This is a genomic window from Actinoallomurus bryophytorum (genome assembly GCF_006716425.1).
Classification (GTDB): Bacteria; Actinomycetota; Actinomycetes; order Streptosporangiales; family Streptosporangiaceae; genus Actinoallomurus; species Actinoallomurus bryophytorum.
Genome location: NZ_VFOZ01000001.1, coordinates 395,118 through 411,843, shown reverse-complemented (window position 1 = coordinate 411,843; position 16,726 = coordinate 395,118). Strand labels below are relative to the sequence as shown.

Sequence of the window (16,726 nt, the reverse complement as noted above, 5' to 3'; positions counted from 1 at the left end):
GGCAGAGGCGGCAACGGCAAAGGCCAGATCCTCCCGGCATGCGGCCATGCTCGTCGGAGCGGCTTCTCAGGAGTTGTCGGGGTCGGACTTTCCCGCACTGGACGCCGTGGCCGGACCGTGGACGGTACGTCGCTCCTACGGGAGCCAAACGGACGGTATCCCCAGTTCGTTCGCCGACTCGGTGGCCGGAATAGATATCGGCGAGCGTGCCTCTGTGCTGTCGCTGAAACCTGATCTGACCGCCATGGCGGACGGTTCGCTGGACGCAGCCGTGATCGCGTTCGTGAAGTCCATCCCCTCCGGACACCGCACGTTCTTGACGATCTGGCACGAACCCGACGGCAAGATCCGTAGCGGCAAGTTCACCCTCGAGGCATGGATGGCCGCCTTCAAACGGTTCTGCGACCTCGTGCACCATGCCGGCGGCCCGTTCGTCTATACGGCGCTCATTCTGGAGGCCTGGTCCGGGCAGCAGCCGGCGCCGGGCAGCACGTACGAGGAACTCTGGCCGGGGCTGGACGCCACTGGATGTCCCTACGCGGATGTGTTCGCCGTGGACGGCTCCAGCGACAGCGGCAGCGAAGAAGCCTTGTGGGGGCCCGCCCGCGCGTTCGCGCAACATGTGGGCGTTCCCTGGGCCATCTCCGAGATAGGTTGCAAGCTGGAATTGTCCGTCGACTGGATGGCCAGCAACGCCGTCTACGCCGCCGACCATTCCGCGGCGTTCCTGTGCTGGTTCTCGAACAACAACAACGCCGTCCCGACTCCGGGCACCGACCCGGCCGCCGATTCCCGTAGTCATCAGATCAGCCTCGACTACCACACCGATCCCGCCACCTACGTTCTGCCGCGATCGCATCGGTGACGACGCGGGGCGCTCGGGCGGAGTCCGCGAGCCGCGCACCGTCAGATGAATGGTGCGCGGCGTTCGGCGCGCATGACCTGCATGACCGCGTTGATCAAGGCCAGACGCGTGAAGCCCTGCGGGCTAAAGAACGACCGCTGACGCCCAAAGATTGTAGTTGTCAGGGCGGGCCGTGTAATCGGCGGATCCGCCGGTAAGCGCACTCGTCGTCTTTGTAGCGTTGTCGGAGACGCGGTCCAGGGCCTTGGTGGCCTGGGCGATGATGTTCGCCTGCTGATTGATCGACGCCTGCGTCTGGGAGTTCAGCTTTGGCACGAATTGCATCGCGACATTGATCGCCGTGACGTCGGCGTCGCCATCGTCCCCGTCTTCGCCCTTGAAAGGGATGACGCCCAGCAGTGCGTGGTAGGCGCCGCCGAGCATATGTCCGCGGCGGGAGAGCTGATCGTAGCCGGCTTGTAGCTCGACGAACGCATCGAGAGCGCGGTCGCTCCCGCGCACCCACTGGGTAGTGGGGTTCCAAAATGTCCCGGGCGTCTCCAGGGGTGCGTCCGCCTGCCGCTGGAATATCCTCTCGACAGAGCGCCAAATTTTGCTGAGGAACTGCAGCTTGTCCTCGTCGATGGCCAGCGGCGTATATCCGACAAGCTCTGCTGTTTTGGCAAGATCGGCCGGCATCTCTATATTCGATCTCAGTCCTTCAGCTTTGGTAGGAGTTCGACACTGAAGACGTCACGCTTGTTCTCGTCGTCGGCGGCTGCATAGTCGGACGCCATCTTTGCCACATTGTCCGCTACGGCGGAAGGCACGGAGTCGATGAGACCGTCCGTGCGGAAGGCGAGCGCGGACCATGCCGTCGGCGGCGGTCGCGATGACCTGCGAGTTCTCGCGCGGGGGATCGTCGACCACAGGGTTTCGTTTCTCGCGAGAGAGCCGACGTCTTCCCGCCGACAGACGCTTCAGGTGATCATAATGCCAGCGATGATCACCATTTGGCGAAATGTCATGAAGTGTGAATGTCCGTGCCGTCAGATGAACGGCTCGTGGCGTTCGCGGCGTTCGGCACGGATGACCTGCATCACCGCGTTGATCAATGCCAGGTGGGTGAAGCCCTGCGGGAAGTTGCCCAGGTGACGGCCGCTGTGCACGTCGATCTCCTCGGCGTACAGCTGGAGCGGGCTGGCGTAGGACAGGATCTTCTCGCACAGCGCCTTGGCCCGGTCCAGCTCGCCGATCAGCACGAACGCCGACACGAGCCAGAACGAGCACATCGTGAACGTTCCCTCGCCGGAGGAGAACCCGTCGTCGGTCTCGTCCGTCCGGTAGCGGTAGACGAGGTCGTCCTCGGTCAGCTCGTCGGCGATCGCGAAGACCGTCGCGCGGACCCGCTCGTCGTCGGGGGCCAGGAAGCCGACCAGCGGGATGAGCAGCACCGACGCGTCCAGTGAGGTCGTCCCGTAGTGCTGGACGAAGACCCCCCGCTCATCGACCGCGTGGGCCAGGATGTCGGCGTGGATCTCGTCGGCGGCCTCCTGCCACTCCATCGCGCGTTCGGTGTCGCCGCGGATCAGGGCCAGCTGCGCGCCCCGATGAGCGGCCACCCAGCAGAACACCTTGGAGGACGTGAAGTGCCGGCGCTCCCCGCGTACCTCCCACATCCCGTGATCGGGGCCGCGCCAATGCGCGAGCGCGACCTCGACCTGCTTGACGATGATCGCCCACAGCCGGTCGTCGAGGCGGTCGCGCTTGCGGACGTACAGGTAGATCGAGCCGATGATGCCGCCCCACACGTCGTGCTGTTCTTGCAGGTAAGCGGCGTTGCCGACGCGTACGGGCCGGGCCCCGTCGTACCCGCAGAGGTGGCCGAGCACCTGCTCGTCCAGGTTGGCGCGGCCGTCGACGCCGTACATGATCTGCAGGTGCCCGCCGGCGGCCTCGGCCACGTCGGCGATGAAGTAGAAGAAGTCGTTGGCCTCCCAGTCGAAACCGAGCGTGTAGAAGGCCCACAGCGCCATCGTCGAGTCGCGGATCCAGGTGTAGCGGTAGTCCCAGTTGCGCTCGCCGCCCTGCACCTCGGGCAGTGACGTGGTCGGCGCCGCGGCGACGGCGCCGGTGGGCGCGTAGGTCAGGCCCTTGAGCGTGAGCGCGCTCCGCTGCAGGTAGCTGCGCCAGGGATGGTCGGGGAACCTCCCGCGATCCAGCCAGTGCTGCCAGTGGTGGACCGTCCAGGTGAGCCGTGTCTGCGCCTCGTCGTACGTCGTCGGCGGTGCGTGCTCGCTCCACGAGAGCGTGACGAAGCGGGTGTCGCCCTGCTTGAGGAGCGTACGCGCGGTGGCCAGCGGCCCTTCGAAGCCGACGTTCAGGTCGGTGGTGAGCCGCAGGTCGATGCCCTCGCCCCCGGCCGACGCCTCGTGGTAGCCCGGCCCCGAGTACTCCCATCGCGCCGCGACAACGCCGTAGTCGAAGACCGGCAGGCAGTCGAGGCGCACCTGGACCTGGCCGTTCACGCAGCGGAGCGTACGCAGCAGCACGTGGTCCGCGTCGTAGTCGGTGGGGGCGCGCCGGTGCGTGTGCGACCGGTCGGTCTCGTGGTGCCAGGGCCCGATCAGCAGAGTGTCGAGGACGACCAGCCAGCCGCCGGGCGTCCACCAGGTGGTCTCCAGGACCAGCGTGCCGGGGATGTAGCGCCGGGCGGCGGGCACGTCGACGCCGGCCGGTCCCACGCGGAAGTAGCCCGCGTCGCGGTCGAGCAGGGAGCCGAACACACTCGGCGAGTCGACTCGCGGCAGGCACATCCACTCGACGTTGCCGCTCGGTGCCAGCAGCGCCGTGGTCTCGGCGTCGGACAGGAATCCGTACTCCGCGACAGGGGCGAACGGCTCACCCGTGCCCCCGTCCGTCGCAGGCCTCATGCCGCATCATCTCCAGCACTGAGTGCGGGTAAGTACATACTCGCAGGTCTCGGAAAGAAGGCCCCTCTCGGGGGTTATTGGGGAAAATAGCCGGGAATGTCGGTATTGGAATAGACCACTTTACCCAGTCTGACCTGCACGAACACCTACCAACGCCCACAGTGACCGAGGTTTCACCGAGAGGTGGGTAGAGTCACCGCATTCAGCACGCCGGGAGTGAGGAAGAGTCCCCAATGCCGAAGTATGTGTACGACTTCACTGAGGGCAACAAGGATCTCAAGGACCTGCTTGGCGGCAAAGGCGCCAACCTCGCCGAGATGACCAACCTCGGACTGCCCGTACCCCCTGGGTTCACCATCACCTCCGAGGCATGCCGGTACTACCTCGAGCACGACTCCGTACCCGACGGCCTCGACGACGAGATCGGGCGCAACCTCGAGGCGCTGGAGCGGGAGATGGGTAAGCGCCTCGGCCAGCCGGACGACCCGCTGCTGGTCAGCGTGCGTTCGGGGGCGAAGTTCTCGATGCCCGGCATGATGGAGACCGTCCTGAACGTCGGGCTGAACGACGAGTCGGTGCACGGCCTCGCGGAGCGGTCCGGCAACGAGAGGTTCGCCTGGGACTCCTACCGCCGCCTCATCCAGATGTTCGGCAAGACCGTGCTCGACATCGACGGGGAGCTCTTCGAGGACGCCATCGACCAGGCGAAACAGGCCAGGGGCGTCGAGAACGACCTGGACCTGGAGACGGACGACTTCAAGGGTCTGGTCGCGCGGTACAAGGACATCGTCCGTGAGCAGGCCGGCCGTGACTTCCCCACCGAACCGCGCGAGCAGATGGACCTGGCGATCAAGGCGGTCTTCGGATCCTGGAACGCCCCGCGCGCCATCCTCTACCGCCGGCAGGAGCGCATCCCCTCGGACCTGGGCACGGCGGTCAACATCGTCGCGATGGTCTTCGGCAACATGGGCATGGACTCGGGCACGGGCGTGGCCTTCACCCGTGACCCCTCAACCGGCAGGCAGGGCATCTACGGCGACTACCTGCAGAACGCCCAGGGCGAGGACGTCGTCGCCGGCGTACGCAGCACGGTGCCGCTGACCGACCTGGAGGAGCTGGACAAGAGCTCCTACGACGAGCTTCTCCAGATCATGGAGACGCTCGAGAACCACTACCTCGACCTGTGCGACATCGAGTTCACCATCGAGAGCGGGAAGCTCTGGATGCTGCAGACGCGCGTTGGCAAGCGGACCGCCGCCGCGGCGTTCCGCATCGCCACCCAGCTCGTCGACCAGGGGCTCATCGACAAGGACGAGGCCGTACGCCGGGTGACCGGCGACCAGCTGGCCCAGCTGATGTTCCCCCGGTTCGGCGACATCAGCGACGCCGAGGAGCTCACCAAGGGCATGGGCGCCTCGCCCGGCGCCGCCGTCGGCAAGGCCGTCTTCACCTCCCGGCGTGCGGTCGAGCTGGCCGACGACGGCGAGGACGTCATCCTCCTGCGCCGCGAGACCAGTCCGGACGACCTGGACGGCATGATCGCCGCACGCGGCATCCTCACCTCGCGGGGCGGCAAGACCTCGCACGCCGCCGTCGTCGCCCGTGGCATGGGCAAGACCTGCGTCTGCGGTGCCGAGGAGCTCGAGATCGACGTCAAGGCCCGGCAGGCGCACGGCCCCGGGAACGTGACGATCAAGGAGGGCGACGTCCTCTCGATCGACGGGACCTCCGGCGCCGTCTACCTCGGCGAGGTCGCGGTCGTCGACTCCCCGGTCGTGCAGTACTTCGAGGGCACGCTGTCGGCCACCGAAGGGGACGAACTCGTCGAGGCGGTCGACCGGCTGATGGGCCACGCCGACGCGGCACGCCGCCTCGGCGTACGCGCCAACGCGGACAACGGCGACGACGCCGCCCGCGCGCGGAGGTTCGGCGCGCAGGGCATCGGGCTGTGCCGTACCGAGCACATGTTCCTCGGCGAGCGGCGGCAGTACGTCGAGGACCTCATCCTGGCCGAGACCACGGAGGACAGGCAGCACGCCCTCGACGCCCTGGAGCCACTGCAGAAGCAGGACTTCAAGGAGATCTTCGAGGCGATGGACGGCCTGCCGGTGACGATCCGGCTGATCGACCCGCCGCTGCACGAGTTCCTCCCCGACCTCACCGACCTTACGGTCAAGGTGGCCACCGGCGACGCCGATGACGACGACGAGCGGCTGCTGGAGGCCGTACAGCGCCTGCACGAGCAGAACCCCATGCTGGGCCTGCGCGGCGTACGGCTCGGCGTGGTCATCCCCGGGCTGTTCGGCATGCAGGTACGCGCCATCGCGGAGGCCGTGGCCGAGCTGACGGAGGCCGGCAAGGACCCGCACGCGGAGATCATGATCCCGCTGGTGGCCGCGGTGCAGGAGCTGGAGATCGTCCGGGACGAGGCCGAGGGGATCCTCGCGGACGTCGGCGTGGACGCGCTCATCGGCACGATGATCGAGCTGCCGCGCGCCGCGATGACGGCCGGCCAGATCGCCGAGGCCGCCCACTTCTTCTCCTTCGGCACCAACGACCTCACCCAGACGACCTGGGGGTTCTCCCGCGACGACGTCGAGTCGGCGTTCTTCGGCCGCTACCTCGAACTCGGCATCTTCGGCGTCTCCCCGTTCGAGACCCTGGACGTCGACGGCGTCGGGCGGCTGGTGCGGATCGCCGTCGAGGAGGGCCGCAGGACCCGGCCGGACCTCAAGCTCGGCATCTGCGGTGAGCACGGTGGCGACCCGGAATCGGTGCACTTCTTCCACGATGTCGGCCTCGACTACGTCTCCTGCTCGCCGTTCCGCATCCCTGTCGCTCGCCTGGAAGCGGGGCGCGCGGCGATAGAGTCGAACGGGTAACGAGACTCACAGAACCATCGGCCCGTGTTGTTCGTCTGACCGGTCGTGAGGGATGGAGGAGCGATCACCGAACGACCGGACGGCACGGATCCCACCGTCGAGATGCACCGAGACGACATGGGGGACAAGTCCCCACGTACGCGTCTCGACCTGCCTCGGCGACAGGCGGATCCGACGCGTGAAGATCTTCCGCGGCGGCGGCAGGTGCCCGACGAGCCCGACGAGCCGGTGGTGCCCTACGACGAGGACTCCTCCGGCCCGCGCAGGCGTACGCCGTGGCGCTGGGTCGTGCGGACGTTCTTCCTGGTCGTCGCCCTGATCGTCGGTACACCGCTCGCCGCGGGCTTCTACGTCTGGTACGTCGCACGCGAGGACGTCCGCACGCATTCGGACGCGATCCTCGTGCTGGGCGCCGCGCAGTTCAACGGCACGCCCGGCGACGTGCTCGAATGGCGGTTGCGGCACGCGCTCAGCCTCTACCAGGCAGGCGTCGCGAAGCACATCGTGACCGTCGGCGGCAACCGGCCGGGCGACAACTTCACCGAGGCGGGCAGCGGGAAGACCTGGCTCAACGAGCACGGCGTGCCCGCGAGCCGGCTGGTGGCCGTGCCGACGGGCAGCGACACGCTGCAGAGCATGATCGCGGTCGGGAGTGAGTTCCGGAAGCTCGGCTGGCACACGGCGGTGATCGTCACCGACCCGCCGCACACGCTGCGCTCCCGCACGATGGCACGTGCCAACGGGATCCAGGCGGTGACCTCGCCGACGCGTAGCGGCCCGATGGTCTACTCGCGCGACACCGAGCTGCACTACATCGTGCGCGAGACCGGCGGTTACCTGTACTTCCAGCTGTACGGGCGCTGGCACGACGAGCCTTAGTCCGCTGTCGTCCCGTACCGGGGTCTCCACGTCCGGGCCGTTCTCGCGGAGCCTGGCCGGCGGCCGGGCACGCGCAGGGTGATCGCGTGATCACCCTGCGCGTGTTACGGACGCCCGTAAGTTGGGTTTCGGATCCGCTGCGCCGGATGTGGTCTAGGCATTGACTTGCGGTTCGCCGGAGTGCCTCGAACTCTGATAGGAAAGTTTCCTGTTAGATATTGACGCGACCTGACCGGATCCTGTCCACTTCATCATGACTGCCGCGTCAGGACGGTGCAGGCTGTGAGCCTCGGGGGCTCGCCCAACGGCCGCGACAGGGTTCGGACCGCCGCCGTGACCCTCGCCCGCTCTCTGCGGGCATCCGCAAGGAGGACCCCCGTGCGTCTTCGCCTGCGCGCCCTGCTGACCGCTCTCCTCATCGGCCCGCTCATCCTGGTCGGCCACCCGGCGTGGTCCGCGCCGCTGCGGGCGTCGGCGTACTACATGCCGCTCGACAACGACCCGCAGCCCATCTCCTCGATCGTGAGCGGGAGCGGCCTGCGGCAGCTCGTCCTCGCCTTCGTGCTCGCGCCGAACGGCGGTGGCTGCACTCCCACCTGGGACGGAGGCGGTCTCGTCTCGAGCGACACGACGGTCAAGGCCGACGTGGACGCCCTGCGCGCGGCCGGCGGCGACGTGGCCACCTCGTTCGGCGGCTACAACGGCGTCGAACTGGGAGCCGCCTGCCCGGACGCGGCGTCACTGGCGCGTGCGTACCAGCAGGTGATCGACAAGTACGCGCTGACGCACATCGACCTCGACATCGAGGGCGACGACCTCGGGGACGCCGCCGGCGAGGCCCGGCGCTTCCAGGCGGTCCGGATCCTCAAGCAGAACGCCGCCGCCGCGGGACGCGGGCTGGAGGTCTCGCTGACCATGCCGGTCACCACGATCGGGCTGAGCGACCTGGACCGGGCCGAGATCCAGCGGGCCAAGGACAACGGCGCTGACATCGACACGTACGCCGTCATGGCCTTCGACTACGGAGGCCCGGCCGCGTCCATGGCCGCCGACGTAGGGAAGGTGATGGAGGACGCGCACGCCCAGCTCGTCGCGCTCCGCCCCGACCTGTCCTCCGACGCCGTCTACGCCCGTACGGGCCTGATCCTCATGAACGGCCACACGGACCAGCCGAGCGAGCTGTTCACCCCGGCCACGTTCACCACGCTGCTCGGGTACGCGAGCGAGCACCACCTCGCCCGGCTGTCGTTCTGGTCGCTCAACCGGGACCGCTCGTGCACCGGAAACGTCGGCTGGGTGGACGGCAAGTGCAGCAGCGTGACCCAGCAGCCCTTCGACTTCGCCAAGGTCATCGCCCGTTTCACCGGCTGAGCCCCGGCTCCCGGTCGCGGTGACCCGCCAGACGGCGGCCGGGAGCCGGTCCCACCAAAGAGAGGTTCCCCGCCACATGAAGAGAGCCCGGCTGTCCCTCATCGGGGCGCTCCTGCTGCCCCTCGCCTTTCTCCTGCTGCCCGTCACGTCGGCGTACGCGGCAGCGAACACCGCGACCTTCGCCAAGACGTCCACCTGGGACAACGGCTACCAGGGCCAGTACACGATCACCAACAACGGCACCGCGGCGACCAGCGGCTGGACGGTGGAGTTCGACCTGCCGTCCGGGACGTCGGCCGGGACGTACTGGGACGCGACCCTGACCCAGACGGGTTCGCATTACGCCTTCAAGAACCGTGATTACAACGGAAGCCTCGCCCCAGGTGCTTCGGCGGTGTTCGGCTTCGTGGTCGCCGGCGGCGGTGCGCCGACGGGGTGCAAGCTGAACGGCGCGGCGTGCGCGGGCGGCGACGGCGGAGGCGGCTCCGCGGACACCCAGGCGCCGTCGGTGCCGGGCGGCCTCACGGTGACCGGCCACACGTCGTCCAGCGTGTCGCTGTCCTGGAGCGCCTCGTCCGACAACGTCGGCGTGAGCGGCTATGAGGTCTACCAGGGATCGTCGTCCGCCACGACGGTCACCGGCACGAGCGCGACGGTGCCGGGCCTGAGCGCCTCGACCGCCTACACCTTCAAGGTCCGGGCGAGGGACGCTGCGGGCAACCTGTCCGCGTTCACCTCGACCGTCAGCGCGACGACGGACGCGTCATCCGGGGGCGGCGGCGGATCCACCGGTGGCCGCTTCTCGCCGTACATCGACATCACCTTCGCCACGCCCACCCTCCGCGACGTGGCCAACGCGACCGGCCAGAAGCACTTCAACCTCGCCTTCGCGCTGGCCGACAGCACCGGCTGCAACCCGTCCTGGGGCGGGACCGTTCCGCTGAACGACTCGCGCGTCATCGGCGAGGTCAACGACCTGAAGGGCGTCGGCGGCGATGTGACCGTCTCCACCGGCGGAGCCGCGGGCCCGTACCTGGAGACCACCTGCGGGTCGAGCGCGGCTCTCGAGGCGGCGTACAAGAAGGCCCTGGACGCGGTCGGCAGCAACCGCCTGGACGTGGACGTGGAGGCGTCCATCCCGGTGGCCCAGGTGAACACGGCGCTGAAGCAGCTGCAGAGCGAGCGCGGCACCACCATCTCGTACACGCTGCGCGTGCAGGCACAGGACTACGGAGTCGACCCGTTCTCGGTCCAGATCCTGCAGGACGCGGCGTCCCGCGGCCTCAACGTCACGGTGAACCCGATGCTGATGGACTTCGGCTTCACCGGCGACTGGGGCACCGCCATCATCTCGGCGGCGAACGCGACCCTGGGCCAGATGCGGCAGATCTGGCCGGGCAAGAGCGACGCCGACCTGAAGCACATGCTGGGCCTGACCCCGATGATCGGCAAGAACGACACGGGCCCGACGACGACCCAGGCGATCGCGCGTCAGGTCTTGAGCTACGCCCAGTCGAACCACGTGGGCTCCATCGGCTTCTGGTCGGCCGGCCGCGACAACGGCGGCTGCCCGAACGGCAGCGTGCAGCCGACGTGCAGCGGCATCAGCCAGAGCACCTATGAGTTCACGAACATCTTCAAGGGATTCACCGGCTAGGACACATCGTGTACGGCGATCACCGGGCTTCCTGCCCTCGGGTGGCGACACCCCGGAACGCCCGGTCGATCGCCGTACGCGTCTCGCCAGAGGCCACCAAGTGCGTGTAGGTCCGCAGTGTGAAACCAGGGTCAGAATGTCCGAGGTACTCGGCCAGCGTGCAGATATCGACAGCCGCCGGCTAGCAACGTCGACGCGTACGTGTGGCGCAGCTCGTGCATGCCGTTCTTGTAGCACCCGACCTCAGGCCGAGGTACCAGACCATCATGTTGAACCATGCTCGATGCACTGGGCCATCGCCCTTGCTGAACAACCCACAGGCTGCTACGGCAGGATGCGGGCTGGGTCACTCGCGGGAGCGAAACCAGCGAGTTTGCTTGGGTCCCGATCGGTAGCCGTGTCTTCCTCCCAGCCGACGGCGTAGCTCACGACATAGTCCCGACCCGTACCGGTCTCCAAGATCAGACAGCGCGCGCCGCCGTCATGGTCGATATCGACGTTCTCGGCGTAGATCTGCTCGGCCTCTTCCCGGTCGGCACATCGGACGACGCCGTCGGGGTATTCGATCCTCAGCTTCATGGCTAGGACGGGCTTGAAGACGAGGTCTATGCGGGACTGCTCGCCCCCCGTTCGTGTGCGTAGCAGTAGTTGGCTGTGGCTGATCGTGTAGGCCCATACGGTGAAAGCTCGGTCCGAGCGGAAGAGTTCCGGCCCGGAATGAACCGGTCATCGGTGTTCAGCCACTCCCGTGCACGCATGGGGTGGATCTTGCCATGAACCGCGTGCCCGTTACGTGCCCGTCAGAGCGGACGGTCACGGTCGCGTACGGTCGTCAATGGGCAGAGCGTAAGGGAGGCGCAGGTCAGCGCTTCCGCAGGTGATCAACGATCACTGGTGCCGACTTCCCAAGCTGACAGTGCGGGTTCGATTCTCGTCACCCGCTCCACACGCTCAGGTCCAGGTCAGGACAGTAGTCCAAGTCTGGGCCTCGATCGTTTTGGCGGGCATTAACGATCTTCCGCGCACTTAGGCTTGCCCCGTCGTCATCGTCGCTGCCGCCGTCCTGGGTCGTGAGCAGGGCGTCCAGGGCCTCGGCAATCGCTTGGTCGGCTCGATTGGTGGCGTGCTGGTAGATGAGCGCCGCGAGCGATCATGGTGAAGTCGGCTCCTGCCCGGGGGAGGCGATGCGCCGCTGGGCTGATGCGGGGTGGCGACGAGATGATCCGGTAAGAGGCTGCGAGAAGCGTAACGCGTAGGCATAATTTGGTTATGAGTGACCTGAGAATGAGTCTACTGTCGCTGGTCTTGGCGGTCGGCAGCTTCGCTTTCGTCACGGTAACTTGGCGTGCCGTCGTGCGGCCGCACCTCCTTTTTCGGCGCTCAGCGATCCCAACCGTTGGCACAGTCGTTGGCATTAGGCGACGTACGGAATTCTGGCCGAGCAATCCTCTTGCGTTCGGCATGAATCATTTTCCCGTCGTCGATTTCGCCGTGGAGAGTGGCAGGAATATCCGCGCTACATCCAGAGTAGGAAAGGTTCCTTCGATTTGGCGCCCGCCTTTCCGTATCGGTGAACAGGTACGCATTGCTTATGATCCAAATGATCCCGATGACGTGCGATGGCGCGATTACCGCAGTTCGGCAGCAGTCTTCGGGCGCCTGCTCGCGATAGCCATACTTACCGGAACGGCCGGAACTGCCATGTTGATCTATCAGGTCATCAACGGGCTATGGTGATCAAGCAGTCGACATCTTTCGCTCGGGGGAGCCAGCTGGCGCCCAGGGGCCGGTCGACGGCCTGACGAGGTCACGTCCGGCCGACCGGGGCGACGGTGAAGGGCCGTGCCATTAGCCACGGTAATCAAGGGTCAACCGCGGTCACTCACGAGCACACCGACGGCCAGGTCAGCGCTTGTGACGGCCGAGTTCCATACGCTTCCCAAGCTGATAGCGCGGAACGCTTAGGTCAGTCGGCCGCCGGGTTGCCGCCGCGAGGACGCTGCAGAGCGCCCAAAGCCGGTTCGCCGCTCAGTGCATGGACACAGCCGCAAATATGGTCTGCACGACGCCAGCTATGCCGCCGACGACGGTGAAGAAGATCACCAGTCGTTGGGCGATGTCGACAGTGACGGTGTCCGGGTCCGGGGTGGGTTGACTTTTCAGGGCCGCCGTCCCGTCGGCTGAAGGTGCGGTTATGGCCTGCGATCGCCCGGCGGTGAGGGCACGGAACAGGTCTGCTCTCTTCCCGGGACCGTGCGACACTTGATGCCTGCATCCCTTAAGCAGGCCGTAGCAGGGGTGCTTGCATAAGCCCTTGCGCGTGGTTCTCGCTTTACAGCGAGTAGGCGCGACCCATAGTTCGTACACGCCCAAGGCCATCAGGGGCGGACCCCAGTCACTGAATCTCCCGGAATCCCACGCGATCTTGCACAGCACCAGGAACACGATCCAGAAACCCAGTGCGATGTACAGACGCTTCTTGTATTCGGGAACCCGCGCCATGCGCTACCTCCCCGACAAGCGGTCGGCCCCAGGCGGAAGCTACCGATCCGGAGCGACCGGGTCTCGGTCACCTGACACAGACGGGTCTACCGGCCACTGTGGACATATGGCCGCAGACGCGTCCTCCCGCAACTGCCTACCGCTCGATGCCCTGCCCCGTGCAATTAGCGTGCCATTAGCCAGGGTGATCAGGGGTCAACAGCGGCTACTCGCGGACACATGCCCGCGCAGGTCAACGGCCATATGGGGCAAGATCGGCATGATTTGCAAGCAGGAAGTCAGGGGTTCGAATCCTCTAGGCTCCACAGTGCCGGCCCGGGGGGCGACCCCCGGAACCCCCGATGTGAGGGGCTCCGCCCCCCACGCCCCCTCGCGGGTTGGGGTCGCAGGGTTGCCTGCGGGTTCATTTGGGTGGCGTTGCTCGGGCTGTTCTTTGGGGCGGTGGCGGATACGTTGCCGAATTAATCTCTATTGAATCAAGGCGCTGGCGCTGGCGCTGGCGCTGCGCGCCGCCGTAGGCCGCCCGCTCCGGCACGCCCTACGGGCGTGCGGCGTGGGCGCCGGTCCCTCCGGCCGTGCCGGTCGGGCGGCCGGGCCACGGGTCCGTGTCTCGCTCATCGAAGTGATTAGCCGAGGCCTGCAGACATCTGGTGTCTTGCCCATCTACGAAACCTCCACAGGCCGAACAGCCCGAGCGCGAACCTGAAACGCGCCGTATCCCCGTCTACGACCAGCCGGAGCCGTCTGATGGTCGGAGCACCGTTAGTCGAGCGCAAGCGAAGGCGAAGCAGGCGCACGCGGAGCACAGCTCCCCACGTGTCCTCCTCCCTGGCAGCTTGCAACACCGGCCGGACGGACTCGAACGCGGGAAAAGCCCGAAACTCACACGACACCCAGGGATCATCCCGCTCGGTCTCCCGGAGCAGAGCGATCGGCCGGCCCCCACGCGTAAGCACGTAATCGGCACCGTCCATCTCAACCACGCTCAACAATCGATGGCAGACGTCGGCAATCGTCTGTGCAGCCCACAGCCTTGCTAGGGACGTCACCCCAGGTAAGCGTCATCCAGCCCACAGTTCACGAACATCTGCAAGGAATTCGCCGGCTAGTCCGTCTGACCTGGGGCGTTATCGGCTCATTGACCACCTCAGGGCGCACATCGTGTGCCGCAGTCACCAGGCTTCCGGTCCTCGGGTGGCGACACCCCCGGGAAGCCGGTCGATCGCCTTACGCGTGCGTTCCTCTTGTGATCAGCGATCGGGTCGGCGCGGCCGGCGGTGAATCCGTGCCCTCAGGCAGGGGCGGTCGGGCGGCCCTCGACGTCGGTCAGGTCGTCGGCGATCGCGTCCAGGCGCTTGCGGCTGTCTCTGCTCAGGAAGGTGAACAGCGCTCCGCAGTCGCGGCAGGCTCGTGCGAAGCCCGCATCGAAGGTCGGGCGGGCCTTCAGTAGCCCCTGCCGGCCGAACCTCAGCTCCAGGCGGTCCTGCCACTTGCCGCCCGAGACGAGCTCCCCGACCGGGCTCAGTCGTTCCGACCCACACATGGCGCACCGCATGCCATGGACTGTACACAGGGCATTCCTCCCATCGGCGACGGCCGGTCGGTCACCACCGCGCCCTGTCAGTCGTTTCCGTGTTGGGGCAGGTGCGTCTTGGCGTCGTCGTACGTGCCCGTGAGAGTGGATGCGGCCGGGGCGTAGACGAGGTGCAGGACGCCGGTGGCGAAGGCCTTGGAGGAGACGAGCCGCAGCGGGATCGGTTCGCCCTCGTCGAAAAGGCGCGCGCCCTTGCGGAGGGCGATCGGGTGCACCAGCAGATGGAGTTCGTCCAGGAGGCCGGCGGCCAGCAGCTGACGGACGACGGAGACGGATCCGCTCATTCCGATATGCGTCGTGCCCGCCTCGTTCTTCAGGGCGGTGACGGTCTCGACCAGGTCGCCTCGCAGCTGCTCGGAGTTGCGCCAGGTGAACTGGAGGTCCTGGTTCGAGACCACGATCTTGCGCGCGTCGCCGAGCGCCTTGCCCATGGCGGCGTCATCGCCGCCCGCGGCCTCGCGGTCCGGCCACGCGCCGGCGAAGCTGTCGTAGGTCCTGCGGCCGAGCAATAGCGTGTCCGCGGCGCCCAGCTGAGCATCGACGGCCATGCCCATCTCGTCGTCGAAGTACGGGAAGTGCCAGTCCTGCGGGTCCTCGACGACGCCGTCGAGCGAGATGAACAGACCGGCGGTGATCTTCCGCATCGAAGTGCTCCTTGATCATCGTTGTGAGATGTCGTGCCGTCCGGTCCGACCGTCGGCGAGGCGGAAACTCATCGCCGGGCGGCAGAAGGCGTTCGAGACGAGCGGCGATGGTATGCCGCCGGGGATCTGCCGACGTGGCGAAAAGGACGTTTCACTGTTGCCCTTTCATGGTCTTTCACGGATCGGTCACCCACCGTGTCGGCGAGTGACGACAAATCGGTCCTGGTGGGGTCGCTGATCATCCATGGTGTCCCGGACGCCCTGTAACAGACGGTTTACACGCCCGACACATTCCTATTGACAAGCATCTGTCGGCCTTGGATGGTGTGGGAGCGCTCCCACCTCGCCAGCTGTGCCTCCGCGCCAGAAGGGAGTCTTCGCCTTGACCTGGATGGAATTCGTTGCACCTCCGGAGACGGCCAAGATGCCGACACTTGCCGACGTCGCGGCGCTCGCGGGTGTGTCGCCCGCGACCGCCTCGCGTGTCATCAACGGAAGCGCGCGTGTCAGTCAGCGCGCCCGCACTCAGGTCGAGAGTGCCGTCGAGCGGTTGCGTTACGTGCCGAACCGCGCCGCGCCCCGCGGCGGCTCGATAGCCGCGTTGATCTGTGAGGACGACACACGTGTGTTCAGTGACGGCTCGTTCGCCCGGCTGCTCGGGGGCGTGCGGCGCGAGCTCGGTGACCGGCGTGAGCTCGTCGTGCTCGTCACCGGCGTCACGGGCCGCTGTACGACCGTCTCAAGGTTCCTCCGCAGCGGCCAGACCGACGGAGTCCTGCTGATCGGCGCGCACGACGGACCGTGCGCGGCACTGCGGCAGGCCGGGATCCCGGTCGTGCTGGGAGGCCGTCCGCTCCACGCCATGTCGCTGCCGTACGTCGATGCCGACGACCGCGGTGGCGCCTGCGCCGCGGTGGACTACCTCGCCGGATCCGGCCGGCGGGCGATCGGAACCATCGCCGGGCCGCCCGACCGGGCCGCCGGAGTCAACCGGCTGGCCGGCTACCGGGCGGCGATGGCCGTGCACGGAGCCACGAGCCCCGGCCTGATCACCTACGGGGACTTCCGGCAGGCCTCGGGGGAGCACGCGATGAACCGGCTGCTCGACCGCCGCCCGGACATCGACGCCGTGCTGGCCGCCTCCGACGAGATGGCGGTGGGCGCCCTGCGGGCGCTGCGCCGCACCGGCCGGCGCGTGCCGGACGACGTCGCGGTCGTCGGCTTCGACGACGCGCCGATCGCCGGCCGGGTACGGCCGAGGCTCACCACGGTCCGGCGGCCCATCGAGGAGATGGGCGCCCGCATGGCACGGGAGCTGCTCGGCCGGATCGCCGGCGCCCCCGACCGGAATGTCGTTCTCGACACCACATTGATCATCCGCGACTCCGCTTGACCGGCCCGCCCCGGCCGGCCCCGTCAG

13 protein-coding genes are annotated in these 16,726 nt (G+C 67.3%); 7 read left to right on the top strand and 6 right to left on the bottom strand.

Going from position 1 to position 16,726, the window contains the following annotated elements; translation table 11 throughout:
• Positions 1 to 46: 46 nt before the first annotated feature.
• Complete coding sequence (locus tag FB559_RS01965) at positions 47 to 865, top strand: hypothetical protein (protein ID WP_141952635.1); 819 nt, start codon at positions 47 to 49, stop codon at positions 863 to 865.
• Positions 866 to 988: 123 nt separating this feature from the next.
• Here the strand turns inward: FB559_RS01965 and FB559_RS01960 are convergent, their stop codons facing one another.
• The gene (locus tag FB559_RS01960; RefSeq protein ID WP_141952633.1) at positions 989 to 1,543 is read right to left on the bottom strand and encodes a hypothetical protein; all 555 of its coding nucleotides are present in this window, start codon (positions 1,541 to 1,543) and stop codon (positions 989 to 991) included.
• Positions 1,544 to 1,893: 350 nt separating this feature from the next.
• The gene (locus FB559_RS01955) at positions 1,894 to 3,777 is read right to left on the bottom strand and encodes a glycoside hydrolase family 15 protein (protein ID WP_141952631.1); all 1,884 of its coding nucleotides are present in this window, start codon (positions 3,775 to 3,777) and stop codon (positions 1,894 to 1,896) included.
• Positions 3,778 to 4,010: 233 nt separating this feature from the next.
• On the opposite strand from FB559_RS01955, the gene ppdK reads away from it, so the two are divergent.
• The 4 genes from ppdK (at position 4,011) to FB559_RS01935 (ending at position 10,566) form a co-directional block, all read left to right on the top strand.
• A complete protein-coding gene (gene ppdK / locus FB559_RS01950) occupies positions 4,011 to 6,659 on the top strand; it encodes a pyruvate, phosphate dikinase (RefSeq protein WP_141952629.1) in 2,649 nt (882 codons plus the stop codon).
• A gap of 45 nt (positions 6,660 to 6,704) precedes the next feature.
• Entirely contained in the window at positions 6,705 to 7,538 is an 834-nt protein-coding gene (locus tag FB559_RS01945; RefSeq protein ID WP_246121301.1) for a YdcF family protein, read from the top strand.
• Between the two features lie 378 nt (positions 7,539 to 7,916).
• Complete coding sequence (locus FB559_RS01940) at positions 7,917 to 8,909, top strand: chitinase (RefSeq protein WP_141952627.1); 993 nt, start codon at positions 7,917 to 7,919, stop codon at positions 8,907 to 8,909.
• 76 nt (positions 8,910 to 8,985) lie between these two features.
• On the top strand, positions 8,986 to 10,566 hold the full coding sequence (locus tag FB559_RS01935) for a cellulose binding domain-containing protein (protein ID WP_141952625.1): 1,581 nt from the start codon (positions 8,986 to 8,988) through the stop codon (positions 10,564 to 10,566).
• 324 nt (positions 10,567 to 10,890) lie between these two features.
• Here the strand turns inward: FB559_RS01935 and FB559_RS01930 are convergent, their stop codons facing one another.
• The gene (locus FB559_RS01930) at positions 10,891 to 11,145 is read right to left on the bottom strand and encodes a hypothetical protein (protein WP_141952623.1); all 255 of its coding nucleotides are present in this window, start codon (positions 11,143 to 11,145) and stop codon (positions 10,891 to 10,893) included.
• A gap of 690 nt (positions 11,146 to 11,835) precedes the next feature.
• On the opposite strand from FB559_RS01930, the gene FB559_RS01925 reads away from it, so the two are divergent.
• Positions 11,836 to 12,303 (top strand): DUF3592 domain-containing protein, encoded by a 468-nt coding sequence (locus FB559_RS01925; RefSeq protein ID WP_141952621.1) that lies wholly within the window; start codon positions 11,836 to 11,838, stop codon positions 12,301 to 12,303.
• 291 nt (positions 12,304 to 12,594) lie between these two features.
• On the opposite strand, the gene FB559_RS01920 is transcribed toward FB559_RS01925, so the two are convergent.
• From FB559_RS01920 to FB559_RS01910, 3 genes are all read right to left on the bottom strand, one after another.
• The gene (locus FB559_RS01920) at positions 12,595 to 13,068 is read right to left on the bottom strand and encodes a hypothetical protein (protein WP_141952619.1); all 474 of its coding nucleotides are present in this window, start codon (positions 13,066 to 13,068) and stop codon (positions 12,595 to 12,597) included.
• Positions 13,069 to 14,359: 1,291 nt separating this feature from the next.
• Complete coding sequence (locus tag FB559_RS01915; RefSeq protein WP_141952617.1) at positions 14,360 to 14,623, bottom strand: hypothetical protein; 264 nt, start codon at positions 14,621 to 14,623, stop codon at positions 14,360 to 14,362.
• Positions 14,624 to 14,688: 65 nt separating this feature from the next.
• Positions 14,689 to 15,306, bottom strand: a complete 618-nt coding sequence (locus FB559_RS01910; protein WP_141952615.1) for a dihydrofolate reductase family protein — start codon at positions 15,304 to 15,306, stop codon at positions 14,689 to 14,691.
• A gap of 391 nt (positions 15,307 to 15,697) precedes the next feature.
• Here FB559_RS01910 and FB559_RS01905 point away from each other — a divergent pair, with 391 nt between their 5' ends.
• Positions 15,698 to 16,699, top strand: coding sequence for a LacI family DNA-binding transcriptional regulator (locus FB559_RS01905; RefSeq protein ID WP_141952613.1), 1,002 nt, complete (start codon positions 15,698 to 15,700; stop codon positions 16,697 to 16,699).
• Positions 16,700 to 16,726 lie beyond the last annotated feature (27 nt).

Bases quoted from the DNA above. Each gene is read 5' to 3' on its own strand.
- FB559_RS01955 (WP_141952631.1), bottom strand. From the start codon at position 3,777: ATGAGGCCTGCGACGGACGGGGGCACGGGTGAGCCGTTCGCCCCTGTC.
- FB559_RS01960 (WP_141952633.1), bottom strand. From the start codon at position 1,543: ATGCCGGCCGATCTTGCCAAAACAGCAGAGCTTGTCGGATATACGCCG.
- FB559_RS01910 (WP_141952615.1), bottom strand. From the start codon at position 15,306: ATGCGGAAGATCACCGCCGGTCTGTTCATCTCGCTCGACGGCGTCGTC.
- FB559_RS01930 (WP_141952623.1), bottom strand. From the start codon at position 11,145: ATGAAGCTGAGGATCGAATACCCCGACGGCGTCGTCCGATGTGCCGAC.
- FB559_RS01935 (WP_141952625.1), top strand. From the start codon at position 8,986: ATGAAGAGAGCCCGGCTGTCCCTCATCGGGGCGCTCCTGCTGCCCCTC.
- FB559_RS01925 (WP_141952621.1), top strand. From the start codon at position 11,836: ATGAGTGACCTGAGAATGAGTCTACTGTCGCTGGTCTTGGCGGTCGGC.
- FB559_RS01915 (WP_141952617.1), bottom strand. From the start codon at position 14,623: ATGCGGTGCGCCATGTGTGGGTCGGAACGACTGAGCCCGGTCGGGGAG.
- FB559_RS01965 (WP_141952635.1), top strand. From the start codon at position 47: ATGCTCGTCGGAGCGGCTTCTCAGGAGTTGTCGGGGTCGGACTTTCCC.
- FB559_RS01920 (WP_141952619.1), bottom strand. From the start codon at position 13,068: ATGGCGCGGGTTCCCGAATACAAGAAGCGTCTGTACATCGCACTGGGT.
- ppdK (WP_141952629.1), top strand. From the start codon at position 4,011: ATGCCGAAGTATGTGTACGACTTCACTGAGGGCAACAAGGATCTCAAG.
- FB559_RS01905 (WP_141952613.1), top strand. From the start codon at position 15,698: ATGGAATTCGTTGCACCTCCGGAGACGGCCAAGATGCCGACACTTGCC.